The sequence below is a fragment of the Streptococcus sp. SP1 genome, assembly GCF_030440005.1.
Classification (GTDB): Bacteria; Bacillota; Bacilli; order Lactobacillales; family Streptococcaceae; genus Streptococcus; species Streptococcus parasanguinis.
This window is the reverse complement of sequence record NZ_JAQFJJ010000007.1, coordinates 101,588-115,765: the sequence shown is the minus strand read 5'-3', so window position 1 is coordinate 115,765 and position 14,178 is coordinate 101,588. Positions and strand designations below refer to the sequence as shown.

Genomic DNA, 14,178 nt, shown 5'->3' with positions numbered 1-14,178 from the left:
CGCAGTGGTTGAGTGGGCTCTACTACGCTGATTTCATCAGCTTTTACAGCCCTACTCAACTGTGCGGAGGTGGGACGACGAAATCGAATTCTAACGAATTACCGATTTCTGTCCCACTCTCTTTTTATTGTCTTAATTGTGAAAATACTTCCCCAATTTTCCCTTCAATGACCAGGTCTGCTTGCTTGTCTTGTGGGATACTGGTTTTATTGATGACAACCAGCTTCTTCCCTTGGAAATACTGGATCAAGCTGGCTGCTGGGTAGACCACAAGGGAGGTACCGCCGATAATCAGGAGATCAGCCTCTTGGATGGCTTGGGCTGCTTGGCTAAAGACGTCCATATCAAGGGACTCCTCGTAGAGGGTCACATCAGGCTTGACCACCTTGCCACAGTCCAGGCAATGGGGAACCGGGCCTTCCAAAGCTAGAAAGGCCTCCAAATCATAAAATCGCTGGCAACCCGTACAGTAATTGCGGTCGGCACTGCCATGGAGTTTCAAGACCCTTTTTGACCCAGCCATTTCATGGAGACTATCGATATTTTGTGTCACCACTGCCTTGAGCTTACTGGTCTCCTCAAGCCGAGCCAGATAGCGATGGGCAGCATTGGGCTTGGCATCTGGGTAGAGCAAGTACTTCTTGTAAAAGTCGAAAAAGTCCTCTGGATAGCGCTCAAACATGGTATGGGAGACCAATTGCTCGGCTGTCAAATGCCGCCCTACCTGAACACTATAGACACCGTCTGAGCTTCGAAAATCTGGAATATTTGACTCCGTGGAAACTCCTGCTCCTCCGAAAAACACGATCCGTTGACTCTGATCAATCATCGCCTGTAATTGAGCAATCTTATCCATCTACTTCTCCTTTAGTAGCTCTTCCATGACAGCATTGGCCTGATCAAAATAGAAGTTAACTTGATCATAATGGATGCCTGTGTAGCTCGCTAGGTCAATCAAATTCTTCATAAAATCCTGAGAAGAGAAACCCGTTGTCCGATGGAGCTCTTCTTCATCAAAGGGCTTGATCAAGTGGGCCAGGGGGTTGCGAACTGATTTTTCTAACTCCCGCAATTGTTGGGCCGCAACTTTGACGCTATCTGGCAAGTCCAACTGCACAATCAACTCCGTCAAACTGGATGAATTGACCACACTTTCGCTGTGAAATTGCTGCAGGATAGGATTGTCTGACGCATGCAGGCTCTCAAATTTCCAACGGTCATAACTGGATTCTTTGGAGTTATGGATATAGTTGGTAATATCAGGAATTTTCAACTGAATCAATCGCATAAAGATCCGATAGATGGCTGGGCTAACGGCACGAACAAAGTCAATAATCTGCTCATTTCGCAACTTCGCCTCTAAGTCATAGAGGTAGTTGGCCAACAGCTCATCTTCTGGATCTTCATGCCAAAAAAGTTGAAACCCAGTCGCTTCTAGCAACTCGGTTCTCAACTTTTGATTCATGACGGGTTGGATATTAAGCTCTCGACGCTCCGCCATTAACTGGAGTAAGCTCACCAACAAATCCGGTACTTCTTCCTGCTGCTTGATAGAGCGCAGAGCCCGACTGTAGTGATAATTTTGGAGATCGTAGAGCCATTCATCATGAAGGAATTTTGCCATTAGTCTGCAATCAAGGTCTCAAGACCAACTTTCATCATGTCAGTGAAAGTGTTTTGACGTTCTTCAGCTGTAGTGTCTTCATCTGGATTGACCAAACTGTCTGAAATCGTCATGATAGCAAGGGCATCTACATGGTGTTGAGCAGCAAGATAGTAAAGAGCTGCTGCTTCCATTTCTACAGCTTTCACACCCCATTTACCAAGCTCGATGTTCTTTTCACCATAGTTTGAATAGAAGACATCTGATGACAAGACATTGCCGACGTGAGTCGTCATACCAAGGTCTTTGGCAATGTGGTAAGCTTTGTCTAAAAGATCAAAGCTAGCGATTTGTGGGAAATCGTATTGAGGCCAGTCGTTGCGGATGATGTTTGAGTTGGTTGCGGCAGCTTGTGCCAAGACCAATTCACGAACATGCACATCCTCGTTCAATGAACCAGCAGTACCCACACGAATCAATTTCTTCACGCCGTAGTCGACAATCAACTCACGCGCATAGATAGAGATCGATGGCATCCCCATCCCAGTACCCATGACAGATACACGATGACCTTTATAAGTACCTGTGTAACCAAACATGTTCCGGACTTCGTTGAAGCAAACAGCGTCTTCAAGGAAGTTTTCAGCAATAAATTTCGCACGAAGAGGATCCCCAGGAAGAAGAATTTTATCAGCAATTTCACCATGCTTAGCAGCAATATGGATAGACATAGTTTATGATACAAAGAGCGACCAGAAAGCGACTGAAAATTAGGAATCTGACGAGAAATCCTGATTTCTCAGTCAGATTATCTATTTTCCGAGCTTTCCGCTCGTGTTCAAATCAGAACACATGCTCTACCTTTCTTTTTTATTTTTTTAGAATAGGCGTTAAAGAGGCAAAGTAAAAATAGGAAACTGACGACGCATCGCAGATGCTAGACAGTTTATCTTTTTTACACAGTTCTCCGCCCGTATTCAGTTCAGAGAATACGGTTAACCCATCCTTTCTTTTTTAATTGAGTGATTTGAAAAGCTTTCCGCTCGTGTTCAAATCAGAACACATGCTCTACCTTTCTATAAGATACCAAGCCCGTAAAAAGCACAGTGAAAATAGGGGATGGACGCAGCAAGTACTGGACTTGCAAGTCCATCGATCTTTTTCACACAGCTTTTAGGGCGGGGTCAATTGTAAGTTAGTTTTGAAAGTTAAGGCGATTCCGGGTTCAGTTTCAAACCCGAACTCCCTTTCCTTTCTTTTTTATTTAATTTGTTAATGAGTCCAAAAACGCAAAGAGTTTGGCATTCATTTCTCGATAATCGTAAGCACGAATGGCTTCAGGTTTTTGAACAAAGGTCAGGTTTTGGCTTTGATCTTCCAAAACAGCTTCACCGTCTGCAGCAATCAAGAGATCGACTGCTTCTGGATCAAATTCCAAGTGGGCTTGGAAGGCATAGTGTTTAGGACTGAAGCGAATCATCTGACGTGGACACCCTTGACTAGTCGCAAGAACGACAGCATCCTCTGTCAATCCTGGCATATCGCCATGCCAGTGACCAGTTTCAAGAGTTTCTCCAAATTCACCGACATGCGGATCTTTGAGTCCTTCAGGCGTCAAGGTCACAGGAAAAATACCAATCTCACGTTCCGGACTGTGCTCATACTTCGCTCCATAGGCAACAGACAAGAGCTGGGCACCAAGACAGACCCCAACAATATAACGATCAGCCTTCATGGCCTTTTGAATCAGTTCGATCTCTGCCTGAGGATCGTAGTATGGAAAAGCTTCTCGATCTTCATCTGGCGATTGAGGACCTCCCATGACAATCAAAAAGTCGATCTCATCCACTGTCTCTGGTAAGGCTTCATTCTCATAGACTTTGGTCGTGGTCACTTGATGGCCACGCTCCTGTGCCCATTTTAGATAAGCGCCCGGCACTTCAAAAGTTTCATGCAGTACAAAATGTACCTTCATCATTTCTTCTCCCATCTCTTTCGAATCACATAAGACAGACCAGCCGCAAGCACAAGCGGGATAGTCAAATTCCAAGCTTGGCCTGTAAATCCAAGGCTCAGGGCAATGGCTGTCAGAGGAGCTTCTAGGATCGTACCTAAAAAGACTGTCGCTCCAAGTAGCATCCCTAGAGCAGGATCTAAATGAATGCCAACAACTGTCATCAATAAAGTCACTAAGTAGCCAGACCCTATTCCTAAGGCAAATGATGGCGTCAAGGTTCCCCCATAGGCACCATTACGCAAGAGGAGATAAACTATAAGTCCCTTCACTGCTAGAGTCAGTGGAAGATAGGGAATCGACTGGCTAGACAAGAGGGCTTGCGCTAGTACCTGTCCATTTCCCATAAAGATAGGGAAAAAGGCTACTAGACTCCCCAGCACTAGAAAGGCTAGAGGAAGAGCCCAAAGAATCGTCCCATCCTTCCGCCGTTTGTGACTAGCCTGCTTGGCGAGGAAAGCAAAGACCAGAGCCAAGGGAGTGACCAAGAAAGCAATCACAATAGCCTGTAAGAAACTGCTAGCCGACCATGAAACTGCAGACAGGTGATAAATGGCCTCCTGACCAACGATGGACTGAGCGACCCAGGTGGCCAGATAAGTGCTGGTCAAAACCAGTAGAAGGTTCTGCCAACCGTAGGCGAGTCCTAAGGTCTCAAAGACGAACAAGCTACTGGCAAAAGGGACCTGATAGACCGCAGCCAAACCAGCTCCAGCACCACAGGCGATCAAGACTTTTCGTTCTTTGAGAGCTAGTGAAAATCCCTTCGCCAAGCGACCAGCTAGAAGAGCCCCGACCTCACGTGGGGCTCCTTCTTTTCCGACCGATGCGCCTGCTCCGACAATCGCCACCTGCATCCCTGCATGAAGGAGGTGGGCGAAGGGCGCTGGATCCCTGTCTCCAGCTAAGTCAATTTGCTGGCGAATAGACAGGATCTTATAACGCTTTTGCAGGACATACCAGAAGCCAGCTGCCAAGCACCCAGTCACACACAAGACCAGAAACCTACGGAGGCCTCCAGCTTCTTGAAATTGCTGGAGTAAATCCGACGTATCCTGGCCAAAGGCCAGCCCTTGCACCCCTTCTAGTAGATAATGGCAGGCAATTCCGACCAGACCTGTTCCTATTCCCAAGGATAAAGTAGCTAGAAGTAACCTCAGTCCGTAGGGTAGCCTTTGGAGTCGTACTTTCATTGGATTAGAGTTCAGCAAGAATCGCTTTCAGCAATTCTTTGAAGTCGCCTTTGACGCGCTCTGTCACTTCTACTACTTCTTCGTGGTTAAGCTCTTCTTGGAAACCAGCCGCAAAGTTAGTAATACATGAAATACCAAGAACCTTCAAGCCAGAATGCGCTGCAACGATGACTTCAGGAACGGTTGACATTCCGACAGCATCTGCGCCAAGTGTCTTATATGCACGGATTTCAGCTGGAGTTTCGTAGGTAGGACCAGTCACACCGATATAAACCCCATCATCCAACTTGATACCCAATTTGTCAGCCACTTTATGAGCTGTCTCACGGTATTCAGGTGTGTAAGCTTTTGACATATCAGGGAAACGTGGACCAAAGTCATCCAAGTTTTCACCGATCAATGGGTTTTGACCAGTCATGTTGATGTGGTCTGTGATAGCCATCAAAGTACCAGGACCAAAGCCGATACCACCGGCAGCGTTGGTAACAAGAACCCCTTCACAGCCCAAAACTTTCATGACACGAACTGGGAAAGTCACCACTTCTAGTGGGTTTCCTTCGTAGAAGTGGAAACGTCCTTGAAGGGCCAAAACCTTGCGTCCAGCAAGATCACCATAAACCAATTTACCAGCATGGCCGACAACCGTTGAACGACCCCAGTTTGGAATTTCAGAGTAGTCTACTACGACTGGATTTTCGATTTCTTCAGCCAGTTCTCCAAGACCTGATCCAAGGATCAAGCCAAACTCAGGTGCTTCCATTCCTTTACCTTTCAAAAAAGCAGCTGTTTCATTGATTTTTGCTAATAATGTCATTGCATATTTCCTTTATGATTTCCTTAAAAATTGGCCAATTTTGTCAAATGTATTGGCATTGCGAATGGTAAACAGACGGTAATCCGGCATTTTGAGGACTTGTCTGTGGTAAGCGGTCTTTGTATAGGTCTCTTCTGAGTATTTGCCCCAGTAGATCCCAAGGCTTCCACGATGGATGATTTCATCACCGAGCGAAAAAGAGGAGACCAACTCCCAAACAGCATCCTGATCGAGGCCTTCTGTGTAAAAGAGAACATCCTTGCGAGCCAGATTCTCCTGCCACCAGGCTGGTAGAGCAGCGAGATCTTGCGCATAGTCCTCAGCTGAAAAGAGAGAAAAAGACTGGATAAAGGGATAGTGTTCACGAAAGAAATGTCCCAGCAAATCTACCAATTCTTCTTTAGAAGCAGCAGATTCAAAGAAGATATTGCCACTATTGATGTAGGTCTCTACCCCATCCAGCCCGATCGTTTGGAGCTTCTCTCGAAGCTCTGCCATCACAACCTTGTTTTTCCCGCCAACATTGATCCCTCTTACGAGGAGAGCAAAACGTGTCATCTTAGTACAATTTGTCTAAGAAACTTTCGCCGATCATGGCTTTTTCAACACCAAAGTTCTCTGCAATCGTCGCAGAGATATCAGAGAAATGGCCGACTGGAATCACGCCATTGCCCTTGAAGGATGGGCTATAAGCCAAGAATGGAATGTATTCACGCGTATGGTCTGTACCAGCGTAAGTCGGGTCATTTCCGTGGTCTGCAGTGATCATCAAGAGGTCATCTTCACGCATAGCTGCAATGATTTCTGGCAAGCGTTGGTCAAATTCATGCAAGCAATCGCGATAGCCATGAGCATTGCGACGGTGACCGTAAAGAGCATCAAAGTCTACCAAGTTGGTAAATGAGAAGCCTTCTTGGAACTCAGGAAGTCCCATCGTCTTAATCAAGGTATCCATACCGTGGCTATTTGATTTGTTGTGGCCCATGTCGTGGTTAATTCCAGCACCATTGAAGATATCGTTGATCTTACCTACTGCATAGGTATCAATACCAGCTTCGTTCAACTTGTCCAAAACAGTTGGCGCAAATGGTGATACAGCTAAGTCACGACGGTTGGCTGTCCGTGTGAAGTTGCCTGGTTCCCCAACATAAGGACGAGCAATGATTCGACCAAGAAGAGCTGGACGTTCCAAAGTGATGGAACGAGCGTATTCACAGATACGGTACAACTCATCCAAAGGAATGATGTCTTCGTGAGCTGCGATTTGAAGCACAGGGTCTGCTGATGTATAAATGATCAACTCACCAGTTTCCATTTGACGTGGACCAAAGTCATCGATGACCGCTGTACCAGAATAAGGTTTGTTGGCCTCACGGATGACCTTACGTCCTGAGAATTCTTCAATTTTAGTCAAAATTTCTTCAGGGAAACCATTCCAGAAGGTATCAAAAGGTTCTGTAATGTTGAGCCCCATGATTTCCCAGTGACCAGTCATGGTGTCTTTCCCAAGAGAGACTTCTTGCAATTTTGTCGCATAGCCAGTTGGGTTACTTTCAGCTGGCACAGTCTTCAATGGTACTTCACGAGGAATATTTCCAAGACCGATTTTCGCCATGTTTGGTACATTCAAGCCGACGGTTTTAGAGATGTGGCCCAATGTATCAGATGCTCCATCTGGAACACCTGCATTGACAAAGTTATTGGCATCTGGTGCAGCACCGATCCCAACTGAATCCAGCACAACTAAGTGCATGCGTTTAAATTTCGACATATACTGCCTCTTTCCTTTATTAAACTAGCTATATTATACCAAATCCCTATAAGAAGAGAGCCGTGTTAGATCCGGCCCCTCTTTGGAGAAACCTATTTTTCAATGATGACAGGGCCATCTGGTGTCCCTACAATCACTTTTGAAATCATGTTCAAGAATAAACCGTGCTCTACAACCCCGACGGTGTGATCCAGTTCATTGGCTAGAGCTTGTGCATCCTCGATCACCTTGAGATCCAAGTCAATAATGAAGTTGCCTTGGTCGGTTACAAATCGTTGATCATCTGCGAGACGGAAAGCAGGATGGTAGCCCTTTTGCTCAAAGTGACGGAAAAGATTTTCAGCCCCGTATTGTACTACTTCCACTGGAAGTTTGAAAGCCCCAAGGGTTGCGACTTGTTTGGATTCATCCACGATCCAAATGCAGTCTTTAGAATTGGTTGCGACGATTTTTTCCATGAGGAGAGCACCACCGCCACCTTTGATCCCATTCAATTGAGGATCCACTTCATCTGCGCCATCCACTGTCACATCGACCACTTCGACATCGTCGATAGCCTTGAGCGTGATGCCTAAACTTTCAGCCTGATCATAGGTCACACTCGAAGTTGTGACAGCTGTGATCTGCAAGCCTTCTTCCTTGATGCGACGACCCAATTCAGCCACAAAATAATAAGCAGTTGACCCTGTACCGAGACCGACAATCATGCCGTCTTTGACAAACTCAGCCGCTTTAATTCCTACCTGTTCTTTTAGGTTTACCATCATAGACCTCCTTTTATATTCTATTACAGTATAGCATATTCTGAAAGAGATTTCACTAATTATTTGAAAACCTTTCCAGTTTTAGTTCTAAAAGCAAAACCTTGCCCGTCCGCTGACTTTACGATAGAATAGAGATGAATCTACAGGAAAAGAGAAATGACATGATTACTAAAGAATTTGATACCATTGCTGCCATCTCGACTCCTCTTGGTGAGGGGGCTATCGGGATCGTCCGCTTGAGCGGGACAGACAGCTTTGCCATCGCGCAAAAGATCTTCAAAGGGAAAGATTTGACCAGCGTGGCTAGCCACACGCTCAACTACGGCCATATCGTAGATCCAGACAAGAACGAGATCCTCGACGAAGTCATGATTGGAGCCATGCGCTCGCCGAAGACCTTCACCCGTGAGGACATCATCGAGATCAATACCCACGGTGGGATTGCGGTGACCAATGAAATCCTGCAGCTGGTCATCCGCGAAGGCGCTCGATTAGCTGAGCCTGGGGAATTTACCAAGCGGGCCTTCCTCAATGGGCGGGTCGATTTGACCCAGGCTGAGGCGGTCATGGAAATTATCCGAGCTAAGACCGACAAGGCTATGAACATCGCCGTTAAGCAACTAGACGGTTCCCTGTCTGACCTCATCAACAACACGCGCCAAGAAATCCTTAATACCCTGGCCCAGGTCGAAGTCAATATCGACTATCCTGAGTACGATGATGTCGAAGAAGCAACCACTGAGATCATCCGTGAAAAGACCAGTGAATTTGAAGCCCTCTTGACCAACCTCCTCAAGACTGCCCGTCGTGGTAAGATCTTGCGTGAAGGGATCTCTACTGCTATCATCGGTCGTCCAAACGTCGGCAAGTCGAGCCTCCTCAATAATCTTCTTCGCGAAGAAAAAGCCATCGTGACCGATATCGAAGGAACCACCCGTGACGTTATCGAGGAATACGTCAACATCAACGGCGTTCCCCTAAAACTAGTCGATACGGCTGGGATCCGTGAGACCGAAGACATCGTTGAGCAAATCGGTGTCGAACGGTCGAAAAAAGCCCTCAAGGAAGCTGATCTGGTTCTTCTGGTCCTCAATGCAAGCGAGCCTTTGACCGATCAAGACCGCCAACTCCTTGAGATCTCACAAGATAGCAACCGCATCATCCTTCTCAACAAGGTCGACCTCCCAGAGAAGATCGAAATCGACCAACTGCCGGAAGATCATATCAAGATTTCCGTTCTGAAAAACCAAAACATCGATCAAATCGAAGACCGGATCAATGCTCTTTTCTTCGAAAATGCTGGGCTGGTTGAGCAAGATGCGACTTATCTTTCTAATGCTCGTCACATCTCTCTCATCGCGAAAGCTGTTGAAAGCCTGCAAGCGGTCAACGAAGGCTTGGCCCTCGGTATGCCGGTAGACCTGCTTCAAGTCGACCTCACCCGCACCTGGGAAATCCTCGGAGAAATCACAGGGGATGCTGCTCCAGATGAGCTCATCACCCAACTCTTCAGCCAGTTCTGTCTTGGTAAATAACAAAAATGAGGCTGGGACAAAAGTCCTAGCCTCTCAATTATTTTTGGATTGTCGAGCAAGACGCAGTGGTTGAGTGGGCTCTACTACGCTGATTTCATCAGCTTTTACAGCCCTACTCAACTGTGCGGAGGTGGGACGACGAAATCGAATTCTAACGAATAACCGATTTCTGTCCCACTCTCATTCTTTTTTTGTTTTATTTTGCTTGTTCTAATCGCTCGACGGTTTGATAAGCTTGGTAGATTAGGAAGAGCCCACTAGCATTCAAGACTGGAATCGCAATAGGCAACTCGGTCACGATTTGTGAGAAAGGTGAATTGCCAACAAAATGGAGTCCAAACCCAGCTACTAAGTATCCCCAGCCTACTAGACGTAAATCCTTGCGTCCTCTGCTTGCTTGGACAATTAGGAAGAGCCCTAGCATAACAAGACCTGTGTAGACCCAGTGAGACATGGGAGCATTGGCCACACGACCAAGAATCCCTGACACCGTGTAAGAGAAACCTTCCGGCAGATCCTGACGGATATAGGCAAAGTCCTCCACGATCTGGAAACCAAGACCAGAGGCAATAGCCAAGAGGAAAATCGACTTGATGCGACGGACACTGAACAAATAGAGGACAAAGAAGATCGGAATCAACTTAAAGGGTTCCTCAAAGAGTGGCGCAGCAATGGCACTCTCGTACTGGTTCCAAAAGTCGCTATTTGGAGCGATCGCTTGAATCATGTCATGGAAATAGGTATTGGCAAAGCTAGACAACCAACCGGCAACAAAGCCCCCACCTAAAAAAGAAAAGAGAACCGGTACCCAAGACAACTTCCACTTCTTAGAAAAATGAAAGAGAGCCCAAACAGCAGGAAGCGCATAGACCAAAAGGATCAAGGTCGAAAGTCCCACAATCCCGTACTGGCTACCAGACATCCAGCCTTCCGTCAGCGACTGGGTCTCATAGGCCAGTCCAATCGCTAGCAAGAGTAAATAGAGAAACAAAATCGATTTGCGTTTCATAAAAGACCTTTCTATGGTGAAATGAAAAAGGCTGGAAGCCCAGTCTTTTCCGTGTAGTATCATTGTAACAGGATCAGCTCAAAAAAACAATAAACTGATCTCTCAAATCCAGCTCCTACTTCAATACGGCTAGGATCTGGCGAATCATGTCTGGATCCCCATCAGGCAATGTCACCGTTTCAGCATGGTCCAAGATCCCTTGGGTAAATTGCGTCATAAACTCCTCACTATTGAGTTCATCTGCAGACTGTTGCCAGTGGCTCGGTACAGGATAGATCGTCACTGTCCCATCACCGTTGGATGCGTAAGTGATATTTCCTTCAGCTGAATAAGAACCAAATAGATGACGCACATCTTTGGGATAATCAACTCCCAAGCCACCATTATAAATCTTTGTTCCAGCTGCACTATTGAAATATTTAATTCTGATGGCACGTTCTTGATCACATAAGCCCAGACACGCGCAGCTTCGACCTGAGCATCGGTGTAGCCTGGATAATCATTCTGATCCGCCTTCTTCGAAGATTTAACCTCGCTATCCGATCGAGCATTCCACTTCTTGGCCTTACTGGTCTTTGTCGTACTACTGCTATCGTCTGTATCTACTTGCTCCCGATCTTTCGGTTGCTCTTTCTTGCGATAGTAGAAATTGTCATCATCGCCATAAGCTGGTGACTGACCAGCCCAGATCCGATCCTTGGACTTATCCGAAGCATCGTCTTTGCCCGCTTTCTGACCTTTTGGAAGAAGCAAAAGACCGTAGCCTCCAACACCCGACTTAGCACTAACCGTCATCTCAGCAATCTGGTCCTTCTGCTTAAAGCTCGATGCATCAAGCTCAACATCCTCGCTGACCAAGCCTTTGTCATCAAAGACCAGCTCATTGCCACGACCATCGATCCAAGTCCCCTTGATACTCGAGTAGTCCTTAGCCTTAATAGTTTTCAAATCCATACCAGACTGTTTCTTTTCCGAAGTGCTTGTCTGCTTGGTATCCGAACTCTTAGGTGTCACCGTTCTCTGAGGACGACCACACGAAGCCAATACCAGAGCAGAAAGCACAATTACCAAACCTTTTTTCATATCAATCTCCCTTCACATACCTACTATTTTAGAAAAATAAGAAAGGAGAGTCAAAGAAAAAGTGAAAGGGAAGAATTTATAATTGTGATAAGAAAAAAATATGTTAGTTATATAATTGCTTAAATTTCGAGAGTCCTCAAACCACCATTTTGTAACGTATGGTGAAGCAAGAAAAGAGGATGGCTATAGGGTCCTATCGCTAGCCTAGCGGTTCACGGCTATGGAATACCAGCCGGATGTCTTAGCATTAACTGCGTGCATTATCCACCACCGTTTGTTATCGGAATCAATGATATGCCAGATTTGGGTGATGATCTCCAGACTATCTCGCAAGAAGATGCGATTAAAAATGCTAATGCACAGGCCAAACAAAGGGCGATGGAACGATCTATAACGGATCGTAAAGAAAAGCTCCATGTTTCAAAAAAAACTTAGTAACAAAGAGCTGATAAGCAAGTATAAGAGTAAGATACGTACTCAGCAGTGTTTTGTGCGTGATTTTCTGAAAGATAAGTTGTTTCTTTATCGGAATTATGCGAGAGAGAAATATTATACCACCCCTTATACAAAGTCTAACAAACAGATTGAAAAAGCTATAGAAAGTGGTAAAATTGTATGTGTAAATAGTTCAACAGTCGGGCATACTCCGCCAGGCCGTATAGGAACACCTAACACTATTACTATTGTCCAGCACATTAGCGTGAACTGAAAAGCACTAGCAAGAGCCTACTATGATGACCATGGGCTGAAAACATTTCACCAATCACAGTCGATCCGACAAGCACCCTTGTGGATTATAAGACGAGCACGCTCACGATTATGTTTTTGACGACAAAGGAAAATTGGTCAGTCGAAGCACCAGAGATCTATCAGAAAATAAAAGTAGGAGAATTTAGATATATTATGTCGATACTAGATGATTTGCAAGCATTGTATGACAATGGTTGGGACCCTTCTTTTGACTATAAAGGCCAGACGTGTGGTATATTTCCTAATTCTACCAATGACATTTCGATTATGATAGGTGATAAGGAATATAAAGCGACATCGTTTTTCGATTTGATTTCTATTCCGATCAATGGAAAGACTTTACCAGATATCATGAGCAAGGTTGAAGTACAGTATTATTAATTTGCGCTTAGAAAATCTAGGCGCTTTTTTTATTCAATAACTTTAAACCTGTACGATATGACTACTGTCTTACCAGATGTTGTACAGTTACTTAAATCTTGAGAGTACAAAAACCGATAGACGCAGCTTCTTTGCGGCTACCTGGAACGAAAATATTTAGAAAAACTTTAAGAAAGTTCTTGACTTTGTATGACTTTATTTGTATCGTAGGTACATAAGGTTTAGGAGGAATCCTTAGAGAAGAAAACTAGTAGAACAGAATACTAAATGTTTACGTTCAAAAATAAATCAGTCAAAGTCAACACAATAAGATAGTAGTCGAAATGCGTTTATTTATAATTATCATTGCATGGCACATAGAATTTTGATAGTGAGAAATCACTATCGCCCCCTTTCAAGAATGTTATTAAATTAAGGAGGAAAACTATGAAAGTAAATCTAAAAATTAGAAAAACAACAAAGCGTGAAAAAGTTGAATTTATTGTTGGACTTCTTCTACTTCTATTCATGTTTTGGTATTTTATGAGGTAATATATGTCAGTAGATATTGAAGCAATCCGCTGGCTCTTAGACAATGCCACAGCCTATGCTATTAGCAAAAACTGTGGCGTATCTACTCAAGCCGTGGATAAATATAAAAACGGTGTATCAGATATAATGAATATGCGATTAAAGCATGCTATCAATATGACCAATTACGCCTATACATTAAAAGAAAAACAGTGATCATGTTCACTGTTTTTTTGCTACGTTATAAGAAAATAGATAGACTATATGTCCCCTGCCGGAATCGAACCAGCAACTACTCCTTAGGAGGGAGTTGTTATATCCATTGAACTAAGGGGACCGATAAAAAAGAAGCGAGATCACTCCCGCCTCCTTGTTCGTCTTAACGACGGATTTCTTTAATACGAGCTGCTTTACCTTGCAATGCACGAAGGTAGTACAATTTCGCACGACGTACTTTACCGTAACGTACAACTTCAATCTTTTCTACACGTGGAGTGTGTACTGGGAATGTACGTTCAACACCGACACCGTTAGAGATTTTACGAACAGTGTACATTTCAGTGTGTCCTTGACCTTTACGAGCGATAACAACGCCTTCAAAGATCTGGATACGTTCACGAGTTCCTTCGACAACTTTCGCGTGTACACGAACAGTGTCACCAGGACGGAATGCAGGGATATCAGTACGAAGTTGACCTTCAGTCAAGCTTTGGATTAATGGATTCATTTTATTCTCCTATCTTCGTCAATC

At 44.9% G+C, this 14,178-nt stretch carries 17 protein-coding genes and 1 tRNA gene; 4 read left to right on the top strand and 14 right to left on the bottom strand.

Features of this window, described 5'->3' with window-relative positions; genetic code table 11:
* Nucleotides 1-124 precede the first annotated feature (124 nt).
* The 9 genes from PCY07_RS05385 to rpiA all read right to left on the bottom strand — a co-directional run bounded on the left by PCY07_RS05385 (nucleotide 125) and on the right by rpiA (nucleotide 8,159).
* Nucleotides 125-856, bottom strand: coding sequence for an NAD-dependent protein deacylase (locus PCY07_RS05385; RefSeq protein ID WP_301356147.1), 732 nt, complete (start codon nucleotides 854-856; stop codon nucleotides 125-127).
* Nucleotides 857-1,624: a hypothetical protein gene (locus PCY07_RS05380; RefSeq protein ID WP_301356149.1), complete on the bottom strand. Its 768-nt coding sequence runs from the start codon at nucleotides 1,622-1,624 to the stop codon at nucleotides 857-859.
* Nucleotides 1,624-2,334: a purine-nucleoside phosphorylase gene (gene deoD, locus PCY07_RS05375; protein WP_013903492.1), complete on the bottom strand. Its 711-nt coding sequence runs from the start codon at nucleotides 2,332-2,334 to the stop codon at nucleotides 1,624-1,626. The genes PCY07_RS05380 and deoD overlap by 1 nt, the downstream gene beginning before the upstream one ends.
* 533 nt (nucleotides 2,335-2,867) lie before the next feature.
* Complete coding sequence (locus PCY07_RS05370; RefSeq protein WP_301356151.1) at nucleotides 2,868-3,581, bottom strand: type 1 glutamine amidotransferase; 714 nt, start codon at nucleotides 3,579-3,581, stop codon at nucleotides 2,868-2,870.
* On the bottom strand, nucleotides 3,578-4,810 hold the full coding sequence (locus PCY07_RS05365; RefSeq protein ID WP_301356153.1) for a chloride channel protein: 1,233 nt from the start codon (nucleotides 4,808-4,810) through the stop codon (nucleotides 3,578-3,580). The genes PCY07_RS05370 and PCY07_RS05365 overlap by 4 nt, the downstream gene beginning before the upstream one ends.
* 4 nt (nucleotides 4,811-4,814) lie before the next feature.
* The gene (locus PCY07_RS05360) at nucleotides 4,815-5,624 is read right to left on the bottom strand and encodes a purine-nucleoside phosphorylase (RefSeq protein WP_215195146.1); all 810 of its coding nucleotides are present in this window, start codon (nucleotides 5,622-5,624) and stop codon (nucleotides 4,815-4,817) included.
* 12 nt (nucleotides 5,625-5,636) lie between these two features.
* The gene (locus PCY07_RS05355) at nucleotides 5,637-6,182 is read right to left on the bottom strand and encodes a DUF1697 domain-containing protein (protein ID WP_301356154.1); all 546 of its coding nucleotides are present in this window, start codon (nucleotides 6,180-6,182) and stop codon (nucleotides 5,637-5,639) included.
* Nucleotide 6,183: 1 nt separating this feature from the next.
* Nucleotides 6,184-7,395, bottom strand: coding sequence for a phosphopentomutase (locus tag PCY07_RS05350; RefSeq protein WP_215195144.1), 1,212 nt, complete (start codon nucleotides 7,393-7,395; stop codon nucleotides 6,184-6,186).
* Between the two features lie 92 nt (nucleotides 7,396-7,487).
* Nucleotides 7,488-8,159 (bottom strand): ribose-5-phosphate isomerase RpiA, encoded by a 672-nt coding sequence (gene rpiA / locus PCY07_RS05345; RefSeq protein ID WP_215195143.1) that lies wholly within the window; start codon nucleotides 8,157-8,159, stop codon nucleotides 7,488-7,490.
* A 161-nt stretch (nucleotides 8,160-8,320) separates the two neighbouring features.
* On the opposite strand from rpiA, the gene mnmE reads away from it, so the two are divergent.
* Entirely contained in the window at nucleotides 8,321-9,694 is a 1,374-nt protein-coding gene (gene mnmE / locus PCY07_RS05340; RefSeq protein ID WP_301356157.1) for a tRNA uridine-5-carboxymethylaminomethyl(34) synthesis GTPase MnmE, read from the top strand.
* 196 nt (nucleotides 9,695-9,890) lie between these two features.
* Here mnmE and PCY07_RS05335 read toward each other — a convergent pair whose 3' ends face one another.
* The 3 genes from PCY07_RS05335 to PCY07_RS05325 all read right to left on the bottom strand — a co-directional run bounded on the left by PCY07_RS05335 (nucleotide 9,891) and on the right by PCY07_RS05325 (nucleotide 11,786).
* Nucleotides 9,891-10,703, bottom strand: a complete 813-nt coding sequence (locus tag PCY07_RS05335; protein WP_301356159.1) for a PrsW family glutamic-type intramembrane protease — start codon at nucleotides 10,701-10,703, stop codon at nucleotides 9,891-9,893.
* 115 nt (nucleotides 10,704-10,818) lie between these two features.
* On the bottom strand, nucleotides 10,819-10,986 hold the full coding sequence (locus PCY07_RS05330; protein WP_301356161.1) for a hypothetical protein: 168 nt from the start codon (nucleotides 10,984-10,986) through the stop codon (nucleotides 10,819-10,821).
* Complete coding sequence (locus tag PCY07_RS05325; RefSeq protein WP_301356163.1) at nucleotides 10,983-11,786, bottom strand: DUF6287 domain-containing protein; 804 nt, start codon at nucleotides 11,784-11,786, stop codon at nucleotides 10,983-10,985. The genes PCY07_RS05330 and PCY07_RS05325 overlap by 4 nt, the downstream gene beginning before the upstream one ends.
* Nucleotides 11,787-11,981: 195 nt before the next feature.
* Here PCY07_RS05325 and PCY07_RS05320 point away from each other — a divergent pair, with 195 nt between their 5' ends.
* From PCY07_RS05320 to PCY07_RS05310, 3 genes are all read left to right on the top strand, one after another.
* Complete coding sequence (locus PCY07_RS05320; RefSeq protein WP_301356203.1) at nucleotides 11,982-12,221, top strand: phage minor capsid protein; 240 nt, start codon at nucleotides 11,982-11,984, stop codon at nucleotides 12,219-12,221.
* A gap of 468 nt (nucleotides 12,222-12,689) precedes the next feature.
* Nucleotides 12,690-12,917 (top strand): 16S rRNA processing protein RimM, encoded by a 228-nt coding sequence (locus PCY07_RS05315; RefSeq protein ID WP_301356164.1) that lies wholly within the window; start codon nucleotides 12,690-12,692, stop codon nucleotides 12,915-12,917.
* A gap of 534 nt (nucleotides 12,918-13,451) precedes the next feature.
* On the top strand, nucleotides 13,452-13,643 hold the full coding sequence (locus PCY07_RS05310) for a hypothetical protein (RefSeq protein ID WP_014713231.1): 192 nt from the start codon (nucleotides 13,452-13,454) through the stop codon (nucleotides 13,641-13,643).
* A gap of 49 nt (nucleotides 13,644-13,692) precedes the next feature.
* On the opposite strand, the gene PCY07_RS05305 is transcribed toward PCY07_RS05310, so the two are convergent.
* Both PCY07_RS05305 and rplS read right to left on the bottom strand, forming a co-directional pair.
* A tRNA-Arg gene (locus tag PCY07_RS05305) sits at nucleotides 13,693-13,764 on the bottom strand.
* A 42-nt stretch (nucleotides 13,765-13,806) separates the two neighbouring features.
* Nucleotides 13,807-14,154 (bottom strand): 50S ribosomal protein L19, encoded by a 348-nt coding sequence (rplS, locus tag PCY07_RS05300; protein ID WP_003016418.1) that lies wholly within the window; start codon nucleotides 14,152-14,154, stop codon nucleotides 13,807-13,809.
* Nucleotides 14,155-14,178 lie beyond the last annotated feature (24 nt).

Bases quoted from the DNA above. Each gene is read 5' to 3' on its own strand.
- PCY07_RS05325 (WP_301356163.1), bottom strand. From the start codon at position 11,786: ATGAAAAAAGGTTTGGTAATTGTGCTTTCTGCTCTGGTATTGGCTTCG.
- mnmE (WP_301356157.1), top strand. From the start codon at position 8,321: ATGATTACTAAAGAATTTGATACCATTGCTGCCATCTCGACTCCTCTT.
- PCY07_RS05350 (WP_215195144.1), bottom strand. From the start codon at position 7,395: ATGTCGAAATTTAAACGCATGCACTTAGTTGTGCTGGATTCAGTTGGG.
- rplS (WP_003016418.1), bottom strand. From the start codon at position 14,154: ATGAATCCATTAATCCAAAGCTTGACTGAAGGTCAACTTCGTACTGAT.
- PCY07_RS05365 (WP_301356153.1), bottom strand. From the start codon at position 4,810: ATGAAAGTACGACTCCAAAGGCTACCCTACGGACTGAGGTTACTTCTA.
- PCY07_RS05370 (WP_301356151.1), bottom strand. From the start codon at position 3,581: ATGATGAAGGTACATTTTGTACTGCATGAAACTTTTGAAGTGCCGGGC.
- deoD (WP_013903492.1), bottom strand. From the start codon at position 2,334: ATGTCTATCCATATTGCTGCTAAGCATGGTGAAATTGCTGATAAAATT.
- PCY07_RS05310 (WP_014713231.1), top strand. From the start codon at position 13,452: ATGTCAGTAGATATTGAAGCAATCCGCTGGCTCTTAGACAATGCCACA.
- PCY07_RS05315 (WP_301356164.1), top strand. From the start codon at position 12,690: ATGTCGATACTAGATGATTTGCAAGCATTGTATGACAATGGTTGGGAC.
- rpiA (WP_215195143.1), bottom strand. From the start codon at position 8,159: ATGGTAAACCTAAAAGAACAGGTAGGAATTAAAGCGGCTGAGTTTGTC.
- PCY07_RS05355 (WP_301356154.1), bottom strand. From the start codon at position 6,182: ATGACACGTTTTGCTCTCCTCGTAAGAGGGATCAATGTTGGCGGGAAA.
- PCY07_RS05385 (WP_301356147.1), bottom strand. From the start codon at position 856: ATGGATAAGATTGCTCAATTACAGGCGATGATTGATCAGAGTCAACGG.
- PCY07_RS05360 (WP_215195146.1), bottom strand. From the start codon at position 5,624: ATGACATTATTAGCAAAAATCAATGAAACAGCTGCTTTTTTGAAAGGT.
- PCY07_RS05335 (WP_301356159.1), bottom strand. From the start codon at position 10,703: ATGAAACGCAAATCGATTTTGTTTCTCTATTTACTCTTGCTAGCGATT.
- PCY07_RS05380 (WP_301356149.1), bottom strand. From the start codon at position 1,624: ATGGCAAAATTCCTTCATGATGAATGGCTCTACGATCTCCAAAATTAT.